The 21,644-nt window shown below is 39.0% G+C and carries 13 protein-coding genes and 3 pseudogenes; 2 read left to right on the top strand and 14 right to left on the bottom strand.

Annotated elements, in window-relative coordinates; all coding sequences use genetic code 11:
• Positions 1-338 precede the first annotated feature (338 nt).
• Entirely contained in the window at positions 339-1,271 is a 933-nt protein-coding gene (locus A0O21_RS01610) for a 3-oxoacyl-[acyl-carrier-protein] synthase III C-terminal domain-containing protein (RefSeq protein WP_067060392.1), read from the top strand.
• A gap of 155 nt (positions 1,272-1,426) precedes the next feature.
• Here the strand turns inward: A0O21_RS01610 and A0O21_RS01605 are convergent, their stop codons facing one another.
• The 8 genes from A0O21_RS01605 to A0O21_RS01570 form a co-directional block, all read right to left on the bottom strand.
• Positions 1,427-1,942, bottom strand: coding sequence for a YbhB/YbcL family Raf kinase inhibitor-like protein (locus tag A0O21_RS01605; RefSeq protein WP_067060390.1), 516 nt, complete (start codon positions 1,940-1,942; stop codon positions 1,427-1,429).
• A 445-nt stretch (positions 1,943-2,387) separates the two neighbouring features.
• Complete coding sequence (locus A0O21_RS01600; protein WP_067060388.1) at positions 2,388-3,056, bottom strand: DUF1803 domain-containing protein; 669 nt, start codon at positions 3,054-3,056, stop codon at positions 2,388-2,390.
• A gap of 102 nt (positions 3,057-3,158) precedes the next feature.
• Positions 3,159-4,094 carry a manganese-dependent inorganic pyrophosphatase gene (locus A0O21_RS01595; protein ID WP_067060386.1) on the bottom strand — a complete coding sequence of 312 codons (936 nt, stop codon included), beginning with the start codon at positions 4,092-4,094 and terminating at the stop codon, positions 3,159-3,161.
• 204 nt (positions 4,095-4,298) lie between these two features.
• Positions 4,299-5,642, bottom strand: a complete 1,344-nt coding sequence (locus A0O21_RS01590) for a DEAD/DEAH box helicase (RefSeq protein ID WP_067065012.1) — start codon at positions 5,640-5,642, stop codon at positions 4,299-4,301.
• A 442-nt stretch (positions 5,643-6,084) separates the two neighbouring features.
• Positions 6,085-7,176, bottom strand: a complete 1,092-nt coding sequence (locus A0O21_RS01585; protein WP_067060384.1) for a glycerol dehydrogenase — start codon at positions 7,174-7,176, stop codon at positions 6,085-6,087.
• Between the two features lie 73 nt (positions 7,177-7,249).
• Positions 7,250-7,918: a fructose-6-phosphate aldolase gene (locus A0O21_RS01580; protein ID WP_067060382.1), complete on the bottom strand. Its 669-nt coding sequence runs from the start codon at positions 7,916-7,918 to the stop codon at positions 7,250-7,252.
• A gap of 35 nt (positions 7,919-7,953) precedes the next feature.
• Positions 7,954-10,410 carry a glycyl radical protein gene (locus tag A0O21_RS01575; protein WP_067060380.1) on the bottom strand — a complete coding sequence of 819 codons (2,457 nt, stop codon included), beginning with the start codon at positions 10,408-10,410 and terminating at the stop codon, positions 7,954-7,956.
• A gap of 125 nt (positions 10,411-10,535) precedes the next feature.
• On the bottom strand, positions 10,536-11,279 hold the full coding sequence (locus A0O21_RS01570) for a DeoR/GlpR family DNA-binding transcription regulator (RefSeq protein WP_067060378.1): 744 nt from the start codon (positions 11,277-11,279) through the stop codon (positions 10,536-10,538).
• 124 nt (positions 11,280-11,403) lie between these two features.
• On the opposite strand from A0O21_RS01570, the gene A0O21_RS01565 reads away from it, so the two are divergent.
• Positions 11,404-12,180, top strand: a complete 777-nt coding sequence (locus A0O21_RS01565; RefSeq protein ID WP_067060376.1) for a glycyl-radical enzyme activating protein — start codon at positions 11,404-11,406, stop codon at positions 12,178-12,180.
• A 233-nt stretch (positions 12,181-12,413) separates the two neighbouring features.
• Here the strand turns inward: A0O21_RS01565 and ldcB are convergent, their stop codons facing one another.
• The 6 genes and pseudogenes from ldcB to A0O21_RS01535 all read right to left on the bottom strand — a co-directional run bounded on the left by ldcB (position 12,414) and on the right by A0O21_RS01535 (position 21,335).
• Positions 12,414-15,704, bottom strand: a complete 3,291-nt coding sequence (gene ldcB, locus A0O21_RS01560; protein ID WP_067060374.1) for an LD-carboxypeptidase LdcB/DacB — start codon at positions 15,702-15,704, stop codon at positions 12,414-12,416.
• 112 nt (positions 15,705-15,816) lie between these two features.
• Positions 15,817-16,461, bottom strand: coding sequence for a DUF6287 domain-containing protein (locus tag A0O21_RS01555; protein WP_067060372.1), 645 nt, complete (start codon positions 16,459-16,461; stop codon positions 15,817-15,819).
• Positions 16,462-16,661: 200 nt separating this feature from the next.
• Positions 16,662-18,585 (bottom strand): annotated as a pseudogene (locus tag A0O21_RS10705) (GBS Bsp-like repeat-containing protein).
• A gap of 96 nt (positions 18,586-18,681) precedes the next feature.
• Positions 18,682-18,798: pseudogene (locus A0O21_RS11190) on the bottom strand (YSIRK-type signal peptide-containing protein); the annotation flags it as partial.
• Positions 18,799-19,250: 452 nt separating this feature from the next.
• A complete protein-coding gene (locus A0O21_RS10560; RefSeq protein WP_227806879.1) occupies positions 19,251-20,192 on the bottom strand; it encodes a sensor histidine kinase in 942 nt (313 codons plus the stop codon).
• A gap of 403 nt (positions 20,193-20,595) precedes the next feature.
• A pseudogene (locus A0O21_RS01535) lies at positions 20,596-21,335 on the bottom strand (response regulator transcription factor).
• Positions 21,336-21,644 lie beyond the last annotated feature (309 nt).

Genomic DNA, 21,644 nt, shown 5'->3' with positions numbered 1-21,644 from the left:
TTTCTATGAGTATGACCTGACCGCAGAATCTGATGGCAGCGGCCAGGCTCCTATTTTTGCTTTGCTCTTTTAATGGGCTTTGCTCTTTTAACGGGCTTTGTATCTTGTGAATTGAACACGCTCTAAACGCTGCGAGGAAAAGCATGGTCAAATATAGAACTGATTTCACCGTTAGGCAGCCGTAAACGTCTGAAGGCTTTGCAGTCTTTACAGCCTGCCGCACCCTTCTAGCCGTTCTGGCAGGGGTGCGTCTGCGAAATCAGAGATTTCGGACTTACCGTCATTTTCCTTTTGCGTTTTTTACGGGCTTTGTATCTTGTTTATTATAAGGAGATTTTATGAGAAAAGTATTTTTGCAAGGATATGGGACGGCTTTGCCAAAGCAGACTGTTCATTTTGGCAAGCAGACCCGGTATCGAATCAGTCCAGACGAAAACCAATTGGACCTTGCGGTTCAGGCAGCCAGAAACGCCCTAACTAATGCCAAAATGACAGTTGAAGATATTGACTGTATTGTGTCCGCCAGTGCAGTTGGCATTCAGCCGATCCCTTGTACGGCTGCCTTAATTCACGAGCAGCTTGCCAAGGGGACAGATATACCGGCACTTGACATCAATACGACCTGCACCAGTTTTATTACAGCTTTGGATCTCATATCTTACCCGCTTGTAGCAGGGCGTTATCATAATATACTGATTGTCTCCAGTGAAGTCGGTTCTCTTGCCCTAAATCCGAAGCAAAAAGAAAGTTTTGAACTCTTCAGCGACGGAGCAGCAGCAATGATTTTCGGTCAAAGACAGGACAGCCAAAGCGGTATTATTGACAGCATACAAAAGACATGGTCAGAGGGAGCCCATGCCACGGAAATTCGCGCAGGACTGTCTGCTGTTCATCCTAAAACATATTCCGAAGTCACTAAAGAAGAGTTTATGTTTGATATGAAAGGAAAACAGATCTTAAGCCTCAGTGTCAAAAAACTTCCTCAGCTGTTTCACCATTTTCTAACTAAAAACGGTATGACAGCTGCAGACTTAGACTTTGTTATTCCCCATCAGGCCAGCAGGGCCATGCCTTTGGTTATGGAAAAATTAGGAATTAAACCCCAGCAGTTTATCGATTTAATCTCCGAATACGGCAATATGGTTTCTGCTTCCGTTCCTTTTGCCTTTTGCCAAGCCTTAAGAAAGAAACGCATCCAAAAAGGTGATAAGGTACTGTTAATGGGGACAGCTGCCGGCTTAACAACAAACATGCTTTTGCTGCAGCTGTAAATATTTATCGAGGCTTTTATCACTATCTCTCACAGTAAAAAAACAGGCTCCTCTTTACCAAATAGGTAAGAAGACCTGTTTTTTACTGTCATATATTTTATATAGCCATGCATTTTGGCCGCAGATAGCTGCACTTATTCTCTGCTTATCTGTATTCAGCCGGAAAAACTGGGAACCCATTGTTTTTCTGATTCCCTTTTGCTGCCAAAGCTAGCAGTCAACTCTCCTTTTTGCAGGATATAGGGAGCAGCTGCCTTTAAAAAAACAGATTTTCTGGTGTAAGGAGACAGATCCAGACTTCTGTTTAGGCTGTAAAGCGTAAAACGGTAGCGATGTGTCTGCCCAAAGGGCGGTTTAGGGCCGGCATAACAATGCCAGCCATAGGCCAGCCCTTGTTTAGCATGACCTAGTTCTGCTACTGTTTTTCCCTTAGGAATTCCTGAAGGGATAAATGCTCTCGCCGGAATGTTCCAAATCAGCCAATGTGTAAACTCTTTTTTGAGCGGATGATCCAAATCTTCTAACGTTAAGGCAAGTGTCTCAGCCTGCGGATCTAAATTTTTTAGATGAAATTCTGGTGATCTATTCTCTCCTCTGCCGGTATAGATAATTGGAAATTCCCCACCCTCTTTGATACCGGCACAAGAAAATAATAAACGTTCGACTGCCATCCCGCAACTCCTTATAACAAGATACAAAGCCCGTTTAAAGCTCACAGCAAAAATAGGAAAACTGACGAAGAAACTCCGGTTTCTAGGAAGTTTTATACTTACTAGAGCAGCCACATTCGTACGTCAGCTTATGCTTCCTTCCTACGACTGCGTCTCTTTTTTGCAAAGAGCTTAGGGCGTGTTCAATTCCAACAAGATACAAAGCCCGCAGACGGCAGCTATCAGGAAGCCATCAAAGAAAAGGAAGAGGCTGCCGGATTTTCAGACTTATTTTGTTTATTTATATCCTTTCCTATGAGTTTACCATATTTTCAACAGACTGGCAGAGAATAACTGTTGAAGAAATTTTATTTTTTCATTTCAAAAACAGGCCTGTAAGAAAGCCTGTATTTTGCTATCATTCATCTATAAAACATTGCTTGACTTTCAGAGCAGATTAGTACTGTCAGTCTTTTGATATTGCTTTGGTTCTGAATGTTAAGCTGTCTTTAGCAAAATTCAGCCGCAATTCATACTTACCATCTGTATTTTTAGCAATATAGCCCAGCTCCTCCAAGGCCTGCACAAAAATGTCCGGCCTTTTCTGGGGAACGGCTGACCGCTGGTTGAATTTTAAGAGAAAAGCTGTTATATATTTCAGTGCATACTCCTGATTCACATCTCCAAGCACGGCATAAAGAGGCTGTAAACTATCGGGCAAAGGCAGGGAACGGCGCAAGGCATAAAAATAATTAGCCAGTGTTGCTTCAGTGCGAAAAAGATCCGTCTCTTCCAGCAGAATAGTCTGATTTGTCTGATTGGTTAAAGCGGTTGTAAAAGTCTTTGTCAGTAATTCCTGGTAAAGCGGACTTTCCGTATCAAGAAAGAGCATTTTGTCTAAATCAACAGCCTGACTGTCTGTCGCTAAAGGGAGCGTTAAGCTGTAACACCGGTCTTTGCGAAGCAGATAACCGGCCTGCACGTAATCTTCAATAAAGCGATCAACGGACCTAATGGTCGGAAAAGTCTGTTTAATCTGCCGCAGTGTGACCGTTTTATTGGGATAGAGCCAGTTAATCAAATCCTGAAAAAAAGGCTGACGGGTTAGTTTATCAGGGTTAACAATTTTAATCATAATCGTATTCTAGTTCCAGCAAAAAAGACAGTTTCTGCTGCGGTATGATAAATCAGTTTTCACTGCCAGCATCATACTGCCTCAGACTGTCAATTTTAACTTTTAGCCGCCAAAGCTTGCGGTCAGCTGCGGAATCACCTGTTTCTTACGGGACACTGCTCCTGCCAAAAAGGCATGATGATTTTCCAGCTTAAAATTAAAAGCAGCTTCTACCTTATCCATATGTGAGCCGAGCGCTAAAATTTCTGAATTGGAATTGATGATATCGGTAATCATCAAAACAAAGTCCGAATAGCCGTTGGCTGCATTAGTCTCTTGGATAGCCTGTTCAATCTCTTTCTGCCGATCAAGCACTTCAGCAATATCCACCGTATTGACTTGAGCAACTCTGACTTGATTGCCGTTCAGTGTAAAGCTTTTGGCATCAATTGCAATCAATTCTGCAGCAGATTTACTGGAAAGATCAGTCCCCGCTTTCAGCATTGCCAGACCGTATTCTTCCAAATCCACTCCGGCCAGTTCAGCCAGCTCCTCTGCTACTGCCTTATCACTTGTATGTGTTGTCGGTGATTTTAGCAGCAAGGTATCAGAAATCAGGCCGGACAGCAGCAGACCGGCTATAGCTTTAGGAACAGCTACTTGATTTTCCTTAAACATCCGATAGACAATTGAAGAGGCTGAACCAACCGGCTCAAGCCGCATAAACAGAGGATTGGCTGTTTCAAAATTAGCAACACGGTGATGATCCACTACTCCGATAACATCAACATCTTTAATATCCGCAACCGATTGCTGGAATTCATTATGATCTGTTAAAATAACCTGCTGGGCACCTGCTGCTTTGGCAGAAGCAATCACCTGCGGCGCCGGAACACCGAAATAATCCAAAACAAAAGCGGTTTCCTCATTAGGAGCGCCTAAAGCCGCCGCTTCTGTTTCTAAACCGTAAGCTTCTTTAGCCAAATAGGCAAAGGCTACAGCTGAGCCGATAGCATCAGAATCCGGATTCTGGTGGCCGAAAACGAGAATTTTTGACATGTCTGTACCTCTTAACTATTATTTATTCTCAATTTTAGCAAAATTTAAGCCTTATCGCAATGTCATTCTAAAAAAAGCAAAGAGTTTCCACTCATTAAATTCTCTCTTATCTTTTTACTACATTAAAAAACAGTTAAGAATGAAAAATTTAAAACAAAAAGGCAGCTGTTGACAATAGCGCTGCCTATGGCTTTTTATTATGAATTAAAAACTCTGTCTCTTAGCTTTTCGCTTGGAACGTTCTTGAGAACGGGCTGCAGCCCGGCGCTCTTTGCGCCGTTTTTCATTGGCCTGCCACTGAATTTTCTTTTTATAACCAGGTTTGATTTTCTTCTTTTTCTTTTTAATCAGACCGATCATTTCAGTATCCAAAGGCTGGTAAGCCGGTTTGCGGTGCAAACGCCGGTCTCGGTCATAGGTATTTTGGAAATGTCCGTCTTTTAAAATCTTAGGCACAAAGCGGATACCCATTTTTTCTAACTCCCTGATATCAGAGTCATCATCCGGCTGATACAATGTAATGGCGATTCCCGGCAAACCGTTGCGCCCGGTACGGCCGACACGGTGTATAAAAAAGGACAGGTCTTGAGGAATCGCGTCATTAATCACATGACTGACACCTTCAATATCAATTCCGCGGGCCGCAAGGTCTGTTGCAACGATATAATCAAAATCAAGTTTTTTAACCTGATTCATAATCCGCCTACGTTCGCGGGGTACAACACCGCCGTGGAGTTTAGCAGCCTTTACGCCATTACTTGTCAGATAAGCGTGCAGGTCTTCTGCACGTTCTTTAGTATTGACAAAGATAATAGCCAGATAGGGGGAAAGAGCTTTTGTCATTTCTAAGATCTGAGTGTTTTTTTCCCGCCCCTTAGTTGACAGCAGCCAATTGTCGATACTATCTGCAATGACCGATTCAGAGGCAATCTTTTCTATAACCGGATTAGCCAAGTATTTTTTTAAAAAAGGCTGAAGCTTTTGCGGAATAGTTGCCGAAAACACAAGAATCTGCACCTCTTTAGGCAATGCAGCAGCAATTTTATCAACTGTATCCAAAAAGCCCATATCCAAGGTCATATCAGCTTCGTCTACAACAAAGGTCTGGGTCTTGTGAATCACTAGGGATCCTGACTGCAGGAGATCATAGATACGCCCCGGTGTTCCAATCACGATATGAGGCTGGCTTGATTTAAGCTTTTCAAGCTGCCGGAGCTTATCAGTTCCGCCAACATAATGAGCGATGCGAATGTCAGACTGTGAATGAACGGCAATCTGCTTTGCTGCCTGCAAAATTTGATAGGCTAATTCTCGGCTGGGCACCGTGATAACAGCCTGAACAGCTGAAATGTCAGGGTTTAGTTTTTCAAAAATCGGTAAGAGAAAGGTATGTGTCTTACCCGACCCCGTCTGAGACTCTCCAACCAGATCGACTCCGGAGCGAATGACAGGTATCAGTTTTTCCTGAACAGCTGTCGGCTCCTGAAAACCCAGTTCATCTAAGGCTTCCTGAATAAAAGCGCTGAAATTAAATTCCTTAAATAACATCATTTACCTCAATTTCTTCACTTTTTATTATAGCATTAAACATTGGCTTTGAGCAAAACCTAAAAAGCCGAAAATGGAAAAGCTCACCTTTTTTGATATAATAACAAAAAAGACCAGCGAGGACCGTTTGGGAAAGCCTGTGTCTTATTAAAGAAAGCAGAATCGATTTGAGCCGCACCCTTCTAGTCGTCTTGGCAGGGGTGCGCATTTTATATAAAAAATTCGGCCAGCTTTACCGTGACTACAGTCGGCAAACACGGTGCTGGCTCTAAATTTCCTTACTTAATTAAACAGAAAAAGAAAAACAGTTTTCTTCTGACACTGACCGAAACGGTCCCAAAAATGACTGTACTGCTATAAAACAAAAGAAGCTGAGATATTTTTTGTCTCAGCTTCCTTTTTACCTGAAAATACAGCAGCTCACCAAAATGAATAGCAGTTTTTAATAGAGCTCTCTGACATATTGATCAACTGTAATAAGAGCGTCTGCGACAGCTTCAGGTGTGACCTTAAACGGCATCTGGTGTATCGTCTCTCCTTTAACAGTTGCCTGCCGGCCGACTTTGAGTAAATCTTCATAAGAGGCTTGGGCAAGGTGCATTTCTGCCAAGGTCGTCGGCATGCCAATTTGACGGTAAAAACGAATATATTTATCAATCTCTTCCTTTGAACGATTTTCAAGGAAAAGCTGAGTCAGCGTCCCATAAGCTACTTTTTCACCATGTGTTAGGTGGTGAATGTCACCGGTTAAGGCTGTAAAACCATTATGAATAGCGTGAGCAGCTGCTAAACCACCGCTTTCAAATCCAATACCGCTAAGCAAGGTATTGGCTTCAATGACATTGTCTAAAGCCTTGGTCACAGCTTGAGCTTCACAAGCTGCTAAAGCCTGAATTCCATCGGCGAATAAGGTCTTTTCACAGACCTGAGCAATTGCTAGACCTGCCAAGGTCTGGGAGGACCCAACCATGGTTTCCCCATTTCTTTGTTGGACAGCTCTTGCCTCCACCCATGTCGCCAAAGCATCAGCCATTCCGGAAGCCAAAAGACGTTTAGGGGCTTTACTGATGACGGTCGTATCAACTAAAACCAAATCTGGATTTTTTGAATAGAACATGTACTTTTCAAAAGTTCCTTCATCTGAATAAATAACCGATAAAGCTGAAGTTGGCGCATCTGTCGAGGCAACAGTTGGGGCAATCACGACCGGAACTCCCAGCAAATCAGCAACTGCCTTAGCACTGTCAATTGTTTTTCCTCCGCCAAGACCAATAATTAAATCATTCTTTTTTTCTTTAGCAACAGTCGTTACACGGTTAATTTCATTCTCTGAAGCTTCACCGTTAAAGGATAAGCGGGTTACAATCAAACCCTCTTGAGCTAAGTGCTTTTCAAACCGGCTGCCAATAATGTCATAAACCACATCATCAGCCAGCAAAAGCGGATGAGAGCCCAGATTAAGAATTGATTTAATGTTATGAAACAGGGCGTTTTTACCTTGAATGTAGCGAGATGGACTGGTAAATACTTTCATGTTGAATTCCTTTCCTTCACACAATAAAGGGGGTTGGACAGCGTTTTTTAAAGGCTCTTTAAGTTTTGCCTGACTAAAGATGGTTCTTGCCGTAGACAGCCTGCCAATCAGCCGTAAAGTCATCAACTGCTTTTTGGATAGAAGGCATAGCAAAACCAGCTTCAAAGATATCAGGTCCTGCAGTTACAGCGTGAGCACCGGAGCTGAATGCTTGATTGATTTGGCCGACATTTTTAAAACTGGCGGCTAAAATCTTAGATGCTGCTCTCTGTTGTTCAATAGCCTGCGATAGCTGTCTAATAACTGCTGCTGAGTCAATATTCAGATTTTCCATACGGTTATAGTAAGGCGCTAAGTAATCTGCACCGGCTTCAATAGCTAAAAGCCCTTGAAATACAGTGTAAATAGCTGTGGCAGTAACCTTAGAACCTTCTTTTTTTAAGGTCTTAATCGCTCTTAATCCTGCCGTAGTCACGGGAACTTTAATAAAAATAGTATCGCCGGCTTGTTTGCGAATCTCGGCAGCATCTTTAAGGATCCCTTCATAATCCTGGGCTACAACCTGTACATGTAAACTGCTGTCCTTGCCGATAATATCACGCACTTCTTTAATACGCTTAAAGACATCGATCTTGCCTTCTTTTTTGATAATAGTTGGGTTGGAGGTCACTCCGGCCAAAGGCAAAATCTCTGACCATCTTCTGATAGCTTCTAAGTTCAATGTATCCAATAAGAATTCCATAAGTCCTATCCTTTCTGTCTCGCTTACTCTAATGATTAAATCACATGTTCTGTCCGAGCAATAATATCATCCTGTGTCGCTTTTGAGAGCACATTGAAGAAGGCCGAATAACCTGCTACACGCACAATCAAGTCACGGTGTTTTTCCGGATGCTTTTGAGCATCAATCAAGGTTTCGCGCGAGACAACATTGTATTGGATATGGTAGCCGTGCAGGCGGTTAAAGAAAGCACGCAGAAGAGCAATAAGTTTTGCCTTGTCTTCTTCTTTAGCAAGCGTTTGGGGATTAACTTTTTGATTGAGCAAAACACCGCCAACAATTTCCTCAGTTGGTAATTTTGAAACAGATTTTAAAACTGAAGTAGGTCCCTTTTTATCCATATTATGTGATGGTGAACAGCCCTCTGCCAGCGGTGTTCCTGCATGGCGGCCGTCAGGTGTTGCTAAGGTACCGCGCCCCTGACCGACATTAGCTGAAATGGAGGAAGTACCTGAATAGCGGATACCGCCGATTGGCCCGCGGCCATAGCGCGTGTTGGGATATTTTGCTATTTCATCTACGTACACATCATAGCAGTCACGTACCAAACTATCAGCATAGTCGTCATCATTGCCGTATTTTGGTGCGTCATTGATCAGCATCTGACGGATTGCCTCACCGCGCTCACCGGCATAATCTGACTGCAGTGCATCCCAGAGTTCACCAGTCGTCAGCCGCTTTTCTTCAAAAACCAATTTCTTAATGGCTGCCAGAGAATCTGCCAGATTGGCGATACCGACTTGCAGACCAGAAATAAAGTCATAGACAGCTCCGCCTTCCTTCAGATGTTTCCCTCGGCCAATACAGTCATCTGTTAAGGCCGAACAAAGAATATCTGGTACTTCACGTTCAAGACTGAGATCAATGGCATTTTCTACAATAACACTCATACGAGTCAAATAACGCAGCGTTTTATCCCAAGCCGTTTTGAGTTCAGCATAAGAAGTCATTTGAGTAAAGCGCCCGTAATCTGGTGCAAACCGCTTGCCTGAAGCCGGATCTATACCGCCGTTCATCGTGATGAGCAACACTTTAGGAAAATTCATATAACTCATACCTGTACAGCGATAGCCCCATTTACCGGGAACAGCCGTTTCAACACAGCCGATAGCTGAATAATCATAGGCATCTTCTTCTGCTACACCTTTAGCAATAAAGGAAGGGATAATGACTTCATCATTATTGAAAGCCGGCATTCCAAATCCAAGCTTCATTACTTCAATAGCTTCGTTCATAAAGGCCTTATGAAGTCCCGCATGATAGCGAACAGTCAGATTAGGCTGCGGCAAATGAGTCTGTGCTACTGATTTGAGTACCAAGAATGACAGGGGATTAACAGCATCTTTTTTATCACGCGTTTGTCCGCCGATAGTAACATTTTGATAGAGCGGACTGCCGGCAGATGAGAAAGTATGGGCCTGACTGCGAACCTTGTTGATTGTTAAGGTTTTAATCCAAAGATTAGTCAGGCGTTCAATAATAGAGTCCTCTGTCTCGCGACCGGCCTCTAAATCAGCCTTAGCATAGGGATACATATACTGATCAAAACGCCCGTAGGAGAGGGAATGCCCATTGGATTCGATTTGCAGGATACATTGAATAAACCAGACCGATTGGACTGCCTCTGCAAAGCTGCGCGCCGGACGGTAGGGCACATGCTGACAGATATCGGCGATTTCCAATAACTCTTTACGTCGCTTGGGAGAGGCAGTTTCTGCCATTTCGCTTGCCAGTTTAGCAAAACGGTTGGCATAAGTTTTGACAGCCTCAATCACAATCAAAATCGCATCATAAAAATGGTACTTATCAATGCTTTCAGGGACTGTCAGATCAAGATCAGCCTTAGCCTGACGCGTTTTTTTCTCAAATCCGATGAGCCCTTCTTGTAAAAGCTTTTGATAATTAACAGCCAAATGAGCATCACCAGAATTCATTTTACCTTCCATACCGAAGAATTCGGTTTCCATATAGACTTCCACTTCTTCAGGAAGAACGGCTCCTGCTTTAGCACGGAGATTGTTGTTCTCCCAAAAAGGCGCCAGTTTGCGCAGCTCATCTTTTGTTTCTTCTGTAATGTAGAAGACATCGCCATCACGCTTTTCAAAAAGATCAAGCTCATTCATAACAAATTCAAGAGTATACTCAGGAAAAATCGGTGCATCCTTATCACCGGAAGCTTGATTGCCGACAATCAGGGTTTCATCATCAATATAGATTGACATTTTTTCCAAAATATTTTTCAGCATTAAGGCACGTTTCATCACAACCGGCTGGTTTTGATGCTTACGATAGCTTTCGGTTGCTAAAATCGCCCGTTCTGCATCAATATAAGGCTTTTTATCAAGCACCTTATCACGATAAGCATACATACGCTCGGTCAAATAGCCGAAATGCTGCTGCGAATTTTTCTGAGTAGCGTTTGTGTAGTTTTGGGTTAATAATTGGACAGCCATCATTTTCTCCTTTTCTTTCGTAATATATTTTTTTTCTTTCGTAATCATTATAACCCTTAAAAAGCAAAATGCAAGACTTTTTTGCAAGAAAAAAACACCTTCCAAGCGGAAAGTGCAAGCGATGATTAAACTACTGTAACTCGGATGTCTTGCGCCGTCAGCAGACGGTGCTGTTCATCAGCCAGTGAGCTGTCGGTTATGACTTGCTTAACCTGCTCTAATGAAAACTGATGGACCAGACTGCGTTTAGTGAACTTACTGGAGTCTGTCAATATCACTAATTCATCTGCTCTGTCAGCCATGCAGCTTACTGCTTCACAGCGCATCATGTCTTTACCCATAAAACCTACAGAAGGATCAAAGCCGTCTGTTCCGACAAACAGCTTGTCCACATGGAAAAAACTAATCATTTCTTTAACAAGAGGGCCTACTGTTACTTCAGAAACCGGCTGGTAATTGCCTCCAAGTAAAATCACCTGACAGGAATCATAGTTTCGAATGTAATTGGCAATAAAACAGGAATTCGTAATCATTTTGACATTCCGCCGTGTCTGGCAGACCGCCTCTGCCAGCAAGGCACAGGTGGAACCGGACTCAATCATAATGGTATCATTATCTCTTATCAGTTCAGCTGCTCTTTCGGCAATACGTTTTTTGACCGCGTAATTGTAAGAGAGCCGGACGTTTAAATCATCGCCGCTGTTCAGAACTGCATAGCCATGTTCTCTGTGAAGCAGTCCTCTCCTCTCCAATTTATCTAAATCTTTGCGAATGGTTACTTTGGAAACCCCCATCTTTTCAGAGAGGGTATTGACATCTATTTTTTTTTCTTGGGAAACCAAGCTGATAATCTTATCTAAACGGTTCATTTTTTTCACCTCACCACTTTATTTTAACAAATTTTTCTTTGGAAAAACAGCACTTTTTTCTTTCGTTCGTAATTGATATTGTTTCGTTTTTAGTTTAAACTAGTATTAGAAGGAGGAAAGTCTTATGACCGCGGACAAAGGCATTGTTTTCAACATCCAGCATTTCAGTATTCACGATGGGCCAGGCATCCGGACAACTGTTTTCTTAAAGGGCTGCCCCTTGCGCTGCCCTTGGTGTTCAAATCCAGAATCTCAAAAACATCAGCCTGAACCAATATTAGATGCAGAAACCAAGCTGCCAACCACAATTGGTGAGGAACGCACCGTTGATGAGATTATAGAAGAGGTTTTAAAGGATCAGGATTTTTACGAAGAATCAGGCGGCGGTTTAACCTTATCCGGCGGTGAAATTTTTGCGCAATATGAATTTGCCAGAGCCATTTTAAAACGGGCTAAAGCATTAGGTATACATACTGCTATTGAGACAACAGCCTTCGCCAAACATGAACAGTTTGTGGATCTTATTTCATATGTTGATTTTATCTATACCGATCTTAAGCATTATAACACCATAAGGCACACTAAAGTCACCGGTGTTCGGAATGAACTCATTATTAAAAATATCCACTATGCCTTTGAGCAAGGAAAAACGATTGTTTTAAGAATACCGGTTATCCCCCATTTCAATGACTCACTCGAAGATGCCAAAGCTTTTGCCCAGCTCTTTAATACTTTGGATATTAGAGAGGTACAGCTTCTTCCTTTCCATCAATTCGGCGAAAACAAATACGCTTTGCTCAAACGCTCTTATGATATGGCAGGAGTCCCAGCCCTTCACCCAGAAGACTTGATTGATTACCAAAATGTCTTTCTTGAACACAATATTCACTGTTTCTTTTAAAATAAGAGAAAACCTCAGACTTTCCTGCAATGTCAAGCTGATGCTGGTTTACAGAGCCGCAGTTTAAACAGTAAACAGAAGAAAACCAAGTTTAATCTGAAAATAGTTTTTAGCGCTGCTAACCCGCCAAAGGCTAGCGGAAACGATAGAAAACAAAAAAATAGAAGTTCATTTTCATGAACTCCTATTTTTTTTGTGGAAGTCTTTTACCTGTTTAAATACCGATGTAGGATTCATATGGCAATATAGCGCCTGACACCACTAAAAGCAATATAAGAAATCCATTGACAACCGTCTGAAAATAGCACTTTGTCATAGTTTACTGTATTCCCTTTGTCATAGTAAGCCAACTCTGGACTAGAGACTTTAGCCTCTGCTTTAACAGAAGAACGTTTTGTAAAGGTGTAGCTACCTTGACTAGGGAGAGAATTATTATTCAAAGTTTGAGCATAAGAATAATTACCGCCTTTAAAACCGTAATATTCTTCCAAACTTAGTCCAGACTCATAAATTTCTTGAGCTTCTTTGCCGATATAGCGAACATGCCAAGGCTCTTCCATAAAACCTGTGATTGCCTCTTTTCCAGACTGGTAACGCACAACAAACCCATACTTATGTGCGTTCTTTCTTAGCCAGTCACTGGCAGCTTTGTCTTCCAGAAGAGCACCACTCTTATCTGTTAGATCATATGCTAAGCCTGTCTGATGTTCGCTGTATCCTGGTCTTGCTGAATAGCGATCTGCTGCTGTCTGACCGTCGCGGTTGACATAGGACTGATAAAGTTCTGCTTGAGTACTGTAACTTCTAAAGCCACTATAGCCATAGCCAACATTATAACCTTGTTTAATCATATCATCACGCATGCGAACGAAAGCCGCTTTAGCTGTTCCATTTTCACCTGGATTGTAAGTTGGTGATAGCGGATAATTCTTATTAACCACTAAGATTTGGTCATACTTTCCCTGAATACTGTAGTAAGAACCATTGTAAGTAACTTCCCTCTTTTCATTTGTTTTAGGTGCTTCTACAATAGTTTTTGTTGCTACAATGCCCATCATTGTACCATCTCTTTGGACGTAATAGAGGTGAATATTATATTCACCGTAACTATTCTGATGGGCACTTGTTCTAACAATAGCCTTATAAGTTCCTCCGCCTTGATTAACTGCATCATACCAGATAAGATCATCCTGGCCCCCTTGAGTAGACCAAACAGGGACTTTTACAGCCTGAATCCCGACAGGAGAAGAGACATTTTGAATCACAACCGTAAATCCCTGACTACTTTTATCCTCAATTGCAATGGTACCTGATGTTTTTGGTTCGGATAAAGTAACCTCAGTCGAAGTGATACCTACAGTCTGACCGTCATTTTCTATGTAATACAAATGAACATGATAATCGCCATACTCATTTTTATGACTGCTACGATTAACTGTAATTTTATAGTTGCCATCATTTTGCCGATGACCATTATACCAAATAAGATCATCCTGACCATTTTTATCTGTCCAGACTGGAATTTTAACTTCCCTGATACCTCTGCTATCAGAAACGTTGCTGACAATAACATCAAAACGATCACTACTTTGGTTCTGAATAGAAAGATTACCAGTTCGAACCACTTGAGGTTCGGACAGAGTAGTTTTAGCTGAAACAATACCCGCTAGTTGGTTATCATTTTCTACATAGTAGAGATTAATATAATAATCACCATAATCATTTTTGTGATTGCTACGTTTAACAGTAACCTTATAGTTGTTGTTGTGTCGAACAGCATCATACCAGATAAGATCGTCTTGACCGTTTCTGACACTCCAAACCGGAACTTTTACGCTTTGAATTCCTTTGCTATCAAAAATATTGTCGATGATAACGTCAAATCCATCAGATGTTTGATTATGAATAGCAATATTGCCAGTACGGGTTACTTGAGTTTGAGAGTTGATGATTTTTTTATCATCAGTTGTGTTTTCTATTATTGGAATATATCGACGAATACCACTGTAACTAACATAAGATAGCCACTGATAGTTGTCTTCAGTGAGTACTCGATCGTAATTAATAGCTTCACCTTTTGTAAAAGTAAATTCAGTCTTAGCCGACAATCTTGGTTGATTTTTAACATCAACGTTTTTAGTAAACCTATAGCTACCTCGGCTGGGAATAGCACTAGCAACTGTACTGACTGCTGCAACATTTGTATGCGTTGATGCCACACCTACCGTTTTACCGTTATTTTCTACATAATAGAGGTGAACATTGTAAGTCCCATGTTCATTTTTATGATTGCTGATTTTGACAGCAACCCTATAGTCACCATTATTTTGTTTACTAGCATTATACCAGATAATATCATCTTGACCCGCGTTGACTGTCCAGACTGGAACTTTAACGCTAACAATACCGTTGTTGTCAGAGACATTTGTAACCAAAACCTCAAAACCTTCAGAGGTTTTATTCTGGATAATCAGCTGACCAGTGACTTTGTTTTCAGTTATTTGAGGTTTGATAGCAGACTTAATAGATTGGCCAATGTCAACATATCGGCGAATTCCACTGTAGCTGATATAAGATAGCCACTGGTGCCCATCTGAGTCCAAAACACTATCGTAATTGATGGTTTCCCCTTTGTTAAACACAAACTGCACAGGCGCCGATTGCTTTGGCTCGCTTTTAACAGTTACCTCTTTGGTAAAGGTATATAACCCTTGAGATGCTAAACTTTGTATTTTTGGCACCTGCACAGAGGTTTGTTCGGAGATAGCTGCATAACGACGGACTCCACTATACGATAGATAACTGATCCATTGATAGCCGTCTGCTGTTATAAGCTGATCATAAAAGACCTTATCACCTGCATTAACATAAAATTCTGTTCTGGCAGACAATTTTGGTTCATTTTTGACCTCTGTACGTTTTGTATAAACATAATTCCCTTGATTAGGCAGTGAGCCACTAGCAACCATTTTGCTTTCAGACAGACTAACTGGTGATATAAAATTACTTTCAGCCAAAAAATCATTGACATTAAATACTGTCCTTGTTTGAACAGGATCAACAGTCTCTTCCAATGAGGAAACAAGCTGCAACGAATTATCTGCAGTCTCAGGTTTTTCGGACTCTGCACTCAGCTCAAAAGAATCCGTTACAGCAGTTTCTGTCTGTATCAGCATTTCTGACAGAACTACATCAGCTGTTGTACCATCACCAACTGACTGTCCTGTATCTGTATCGTAAGTCTGTTGCTGTTCAGAGATACTAACCTCAGAAGACCCAATTTCTACGGTCTGAAGCTGATTATCTTCAGCTGTTCCTAAATAAACATCAGCAATTGCTCCTTCTGCCGACTCTTTCACTTCTTCAGCGACAGTTTCTTGAGGACAAACAGAATTCTGCTCTTCTGCTAAAACTCTCTGTCCTCCAAAAAATAGTACACAGCCGAGTAAAACAGAGACTGCACCAAATGTATACTTCCGAATAGAAAAACGTTGTCTTTCACGGATTAAAAAATTTCCTTTCATCCTCCTCCTCCCTTCTTCTTTTTCACTTTTATTGTAAGCTTATTTTGTTACAATGTCAAGCAAAAAATGTAACATTTGTAATCTAAATGTAATATTATTTTTTGCTAGGCTTCTATTCTGAAATTTTATAGTAAGGTGTGGAATCTGCATAAGCCCCCTGTCCTACAGTCAGCACATCTTGGTCAAAGGTATTGCCCGCAACAGATGTGGTGCCTGCTGGTATCACCCATAGGGCAGCACTTCCGGTTGCTGCATTAACTGTTCCGATAGTGAAAGAAGCTTTTCCATCATGTAGACTTTGAAACTGAATATACTGACTTTCTGAAACTAAACCATAATTATCAAATGTTAAGCTATCTCCGTTAGCATTTTGCCATGTCCCGGACAATGTCGCAAAGTCACCATTTGCAATCGTATTGATGTCGATATTGGAGGTATCCGCTGCTGATTGATCTGCTTCAGGTACTCCGGCATTGTTTTCTTCTGCTTCTGTTACTTTCTCTGTAATAGAGGCACCACTGTTTTTCTCAGAGTCTTGAGTTACATTATTTAAAGAATTGTCGGCAGATAATTCGGATTCTTCTGAAGACTTTTTCTTATTTGTAAAACCAGACGAAGTTTGAACCGTTTTTGAATTACTGTAGGTATCGCTGTTTTTTGATTCTTTTCTGCTGCTTAGATGAAAGAATAAAAACACTGCAAATATTGCAATTAGAATAAATGCGATTATAATGACTAAGTTATTCCTTTTTTTCATATTAAGTTTCCTTTGTATAAGAGATTAAAGATTGTTCAATCATAAACTAAATTTAGATAGCCAAACAGAAGATTTTGACCTCGGCGATTTAATTAATTTTCCAAAAGATAATATAACTTTAATAGTTTAGAAAAATAACAAATCCTCGGCATTTACTAACTAATTTGTTCAACCATCCTTTTCTTAGCCCTTAACGGATCCTAGGTAATGCTAATATATCTTCGATTGCCTGAATACCCAACATAGCTAATCCAGTAGTGCCCATCCGAAAAAAGTACTTTATCATAAAAAACGCTGTCCCCAGCATCGTAATATGCTAGTTCCGGGGAAGACATCTTAGGTTCTGCTTTAATGCTAGCATGGCCAGTAAAAGTATAGGTTCCATTATCTGGAATAGATGGACGTGCGATAATTTGGATATTCGTTTTAGTAGCAGCAACTCCAACTATTGCTCCATTATTTTGGACATAATAAAGATGGATATTATATTCTCCTTGATAATTCTTATGTTCATTGATTTTAACAGTAACCTTATAGGTTCCATCATTTTGTTTAGATGCCAAGTACCAAATAATATCGTCCTGACCATTTTTTGTAGCCCAAACAGGGACTTTAACTTCTTTGATACCATTTGAACTTGACACATTGGAAATGACAATATCAAAATCACCAGTCTGAAGATTTTTATTTTTTATAGAGATGTCCCCTGTAAGCTTTGTAACTGGTGTTTGAATCTCAGAAATTGTGATTTTTGTACCTCCAACACCAACTTGTGCCCCATTATCAATGATATAATACAAATGGATATTGTACTCACCACGATTATTTTTATGACTGCTGATATTTACCGACACCTTGTAATTATTACTTTGCTTTGTAGCTTTATACCAAACAAGATCATCTTGCCCATTTTGTGTGGACCAAATCGGAATCAGTACTTCTTTTAATCCACTATTGCTTGATACATCTGTAATAATAACATCAAAAGTACCAGCTTGGTCATTTTTATTTTGAATATTTATTGTTCCTTTAACCACTGGAGTAACAGAAGATGCTAATTTATTAATAGCAATGTAGCGTCTGTTGCCTGATGTTGCAATATAAGAAATCCATTGATAATTATCGGCTTCCAGTGTTTTATCATAATGTACGCTATCACCATTATCGTAATATGCTAAATCAGCACTTGAAATTTTTGGTTCAGCCTTAATTCCCATTCGACTAGTAAAATAATAGGTGCCAGAAGCAGGGAGGGAAGCACTCCCCCCCAGTTGAATTTGTACCGCCGGATAAATCTTTAAAATGAATATAGCCAGTAAAAACTGTTTTTGCTACTGTGCGTCGATTATAACTGTAATTCCAATTATAATTATATTCTTCAATCTCAACATTATTCCCGATAACATTCGAGACCCAAGCGACATGCCCATATCCACCGTCATCTAACCACGCAACAGAACCTTTAGCTGGGTTCATATCCACTCTATAGCCTTCTTGCTTTGCTCGACTCCCCCACTGACCCCCATTACCATATGCACCAGGCAATTCGAACTTATTTACTGAACTAAGCCTATATGCTGTGAAAGAAGTACATTCTCTGTTATAGAGTCGCCAAGGATCAATAATAGTATCTGGGGCAGCATTTTTCAGATAGGCGGGGTAGTCATCACCTCTAGCAACTGAACCATTTGTCACTAATGAAGTAGATAGTATTTTTTCTAAAAAATCTGCCTTAACACCCGAAATTATTTCTTTCTCAAAATCAATAACTGACTCTTTGGTGTTATTAAAAAAAGTACTATCATAATTAGTTTGCTCTTTGTTCAAAATGATTAACTGCTCCTCATTTTTATAGTCATTAATCCCCTGCTCAGGATAAGAAACAACTTCCTTATTATCGCTAGTCGGAATAGTAACTATCTCATTATTTTTTTGTTCAGTAAATCTATCACCAGTAACATCTGCATCTTCTATAATATAATACCGTTCCTGCTCCAAAGTGCTTTCTGTTAGCTGTGTTTCCGATGAGTTCAGCGCTTTGTCTTCTTCTTGATTACCAGCCAATTCAACAGCAGGCAAGACTTCTTCAACCACCATAGTTGATTCTTGAGTACCTGAATCCATTATCGAATCTTTAGAATCAGAGGTATTTTCTGTTATATCTTCAATAAATGTAATGATATTTGGCGATAAGTTGTCCAAGTCACATTGTTCATCTGCATTAACAGTTTTTGTACTAAGTAATAAAAAACTTCCCAAAAGAATTGAAGCTACACCGAATGAACATTTGCGTATTGAGAAGCGCTGGAGACAAGAATTTAAAAATTGCTTTTTCATAATAATTCTCCTTGAGTTATTAAAGATTTCAACTAGCTAGCAGAGTTCCTAGTTCTATCATAATACTAATATTGCTATTTTTATTCTTTTTGTCATAAAAACATGCTATTTAGTCATTTTTAATAATAGGTTGAATTTATAATCTAAAAATGATTGAATAAATGCTTTTTTTGACAACATAGAATTCATTCATTATTTTCAGGTTATAATTTTTATATCAATAAAAGAGGTGGTGATATAAATGGTTTACATTGATTGGTGGAGACTAATTAAAGGAAACGGTTGATATAGCTGTTAGGAAAGTTTCTAAAATAGGTGCTCATTCGAGATGTTATGAACTCAATGGAGTGCTTTTAAGGCATATCCAATTCATTAAGCATTTATCAAAACCAAGTTTTAATAACACTTTTCATTATTGAAATTACAAAAAATAAAAGAGATTGGGAAAGCAATTAGTCTCCAATCTCTTTTATATGTATGTGCTTTATCACTAGTGTTTGTCTGAAATTATAATTTTTGCTTTGTGTTTGTAGAGAGACGTGAGGATAGTTTCGTAAAATATTAGAAATGTTATAAAGTCCAATTCCCCTGTTTCCTCCTTTAGTAGAGTATCTATATGAAAATATGTCAGCAATGTTAACTTTTTCAATTTCAATGCTATTTTGTACAATTAACGTATCAACCTTCTCTTCAGCTATTAAAGCTACTGTAATTTTCCGCTTAGACGCTGACTCAGCGCCTTCAATAGCGTTATCAAGTAAAATAGACAAAATAGTTACAAAATCCAATGAGTCAATTTGGGGATTTCTAAATGGTTTTTCAACTTCAACAGCTATATCAATACCCTTATTTTGAGCTTCAAAGACTTTTGTTGATAAGAGACTTTTAACTGCCTCATTTTCAACATGGATTAGATTAGCAATGTTATATTGTTTTCCTTGTAATTTTCTTCCTGATTGTGATAAAACATTATAATAAATCCCTTCAATCGCTGTTAGATTTTTTTGATCAATTGCTACTTTTAAACTTGTTAGTATGTTAATATAATCATGTCTGAAATCTCGAATTTCATTGTATAAACTTTCTATCTGTTTGCTATAATTAGATAAATATACAATCTGTCGTTCTTTATATCTGATTATTTCTTCCTCACGCTTTTCTTTAAATGTCCCATTCACATAAACAAGCATAATTAAAAAGAGAACGGTATAAATACCTATTAAATACCGCCTATAATAGGAAGCATCTGGTATACTATCCTCAAAAATTAAAAGAAGTTGCAAAAGAAAAAAATAAACGGTCATTGTTAAATCAACCCATAGCAAAAAGGGAGTTAAAAATCTACGTCCAAATCCAACTTGCAAAATTTTAAAATCAACTTTAAGTGATTTCATCAGTGCATAATGGATAGGAAAAATTAGAAGCTCTTTTAGCAAATTTAAAAAATCGTTAACTTGAGTTATATAAATACCAAAAAAAGGAAAAATAATAGCACTCGACCAAAGAGGCTCTCAATGATTACCGGATATAGACCGTAAAACACATCTAGTAATCTATTCTGATAATGATTTCGATAAACTGAAATTACTACTAAAAATAGCAAAGTAGAAAAGTAAGCTACTGTTGGTAATATAAAAAAAAGTAATCTAAAAAACAAGGGAGTTATTATAAAACATCTTTTTTTAAATTTCACACCAGTGACTTGCTGATAAAGTAATAACAATAAATCAACCTGAACCCAAAAATGCAGTTCACTGCAAATTATTTCAAAATCCATAAATCTCCCATTTCTCTTTACTAAGAATTTTGTTTAATTTTTTCAATCAATTTTTTTTGCTTTATTTTTGATACATAACAACTATCATTATTTTCAAAAAAAACCTCCCCAGTTTCTTTATTAATTCTAGTAATATTTTCAGGATTAACAACAAATGATTTGTGACATTTAAAAAGTCTTTTATCTAATCTCTCAATCTGTGATAACCTAGCATAAAATTCTATTCGCTCATCTTTTGTATGCAATATTACTTTATGTATTGTTGGTGAAGTTTCAAAATATAAGATATTGTGAAACGGTACCTGAATAGCTGCCAAAGAAGTTTCAAAAACAAAAGAGTCTTCCATGACACTTTTCCCCATATTCGTCATTGTTACTGCAATAGCAGATTCAATACGATTTAAATATTCCTCTTCATCCAAAGACTTATCAATAAAATCAAGGGCTGCAACTTTATACTGAAAAGTCACTGGTAAAAATTCAGAATGCGATGTTGTAAAAACAATCGTTGCATATGGATCCATTGTGCGAATTTCTTGTGCAATATCAAACCCCTTCTTTAACTCATTATTTATGTGAATGTCTAAGAAAAAAGTTGATGCGAACCATGTTCAGCAATTGTATCTATCAATTGCCTAGGTTTTCCAAAAATATTAAGCGGACGGCATCTCCATCCATTTTTTTTTTAAATCGTTTTTATCGCTGTTTCTATTCTAAATTGCTGGAATAAATCATCTTCCAATACAAAAATTGTCAGCATCAGTCCCTCTTCCCACATATGTTTAATAAGGCATAACTATCTCAATTACTAATTGCTTTGTTAAAAATACTATTTCAAGTTAAATAAAAATAAATTTAAAACACTTTAAAATTTTCTTTTTAATCATTCCACCAAAAAAAATAAAAATTTTTCAAATATTCAGATTTTTGTTAGTGAAATTTTTTTGTCCATAAGCACTTTAAATCTCTTTTTCACTTTATTCATCAATAACCACAACTGATGATAAGAAAAAATAAGCTAGCGGAAGCCAAATTACTGTAAGAAATCCCTGCCCCTTTCTTGTTATTT

The sequence above is a fragment of the Streptococcus pantholopis genome (assembly GCF_001642085.1).
Lineage (GTDB): Bacteria > Bacillota > Bacilli > Lactobacillales > Streptococcaceae > Streptococcus > Streptococcus pantholopis.
This window is presented reverse-complemented; position numbering and strand designations above follow the sequence as displayed.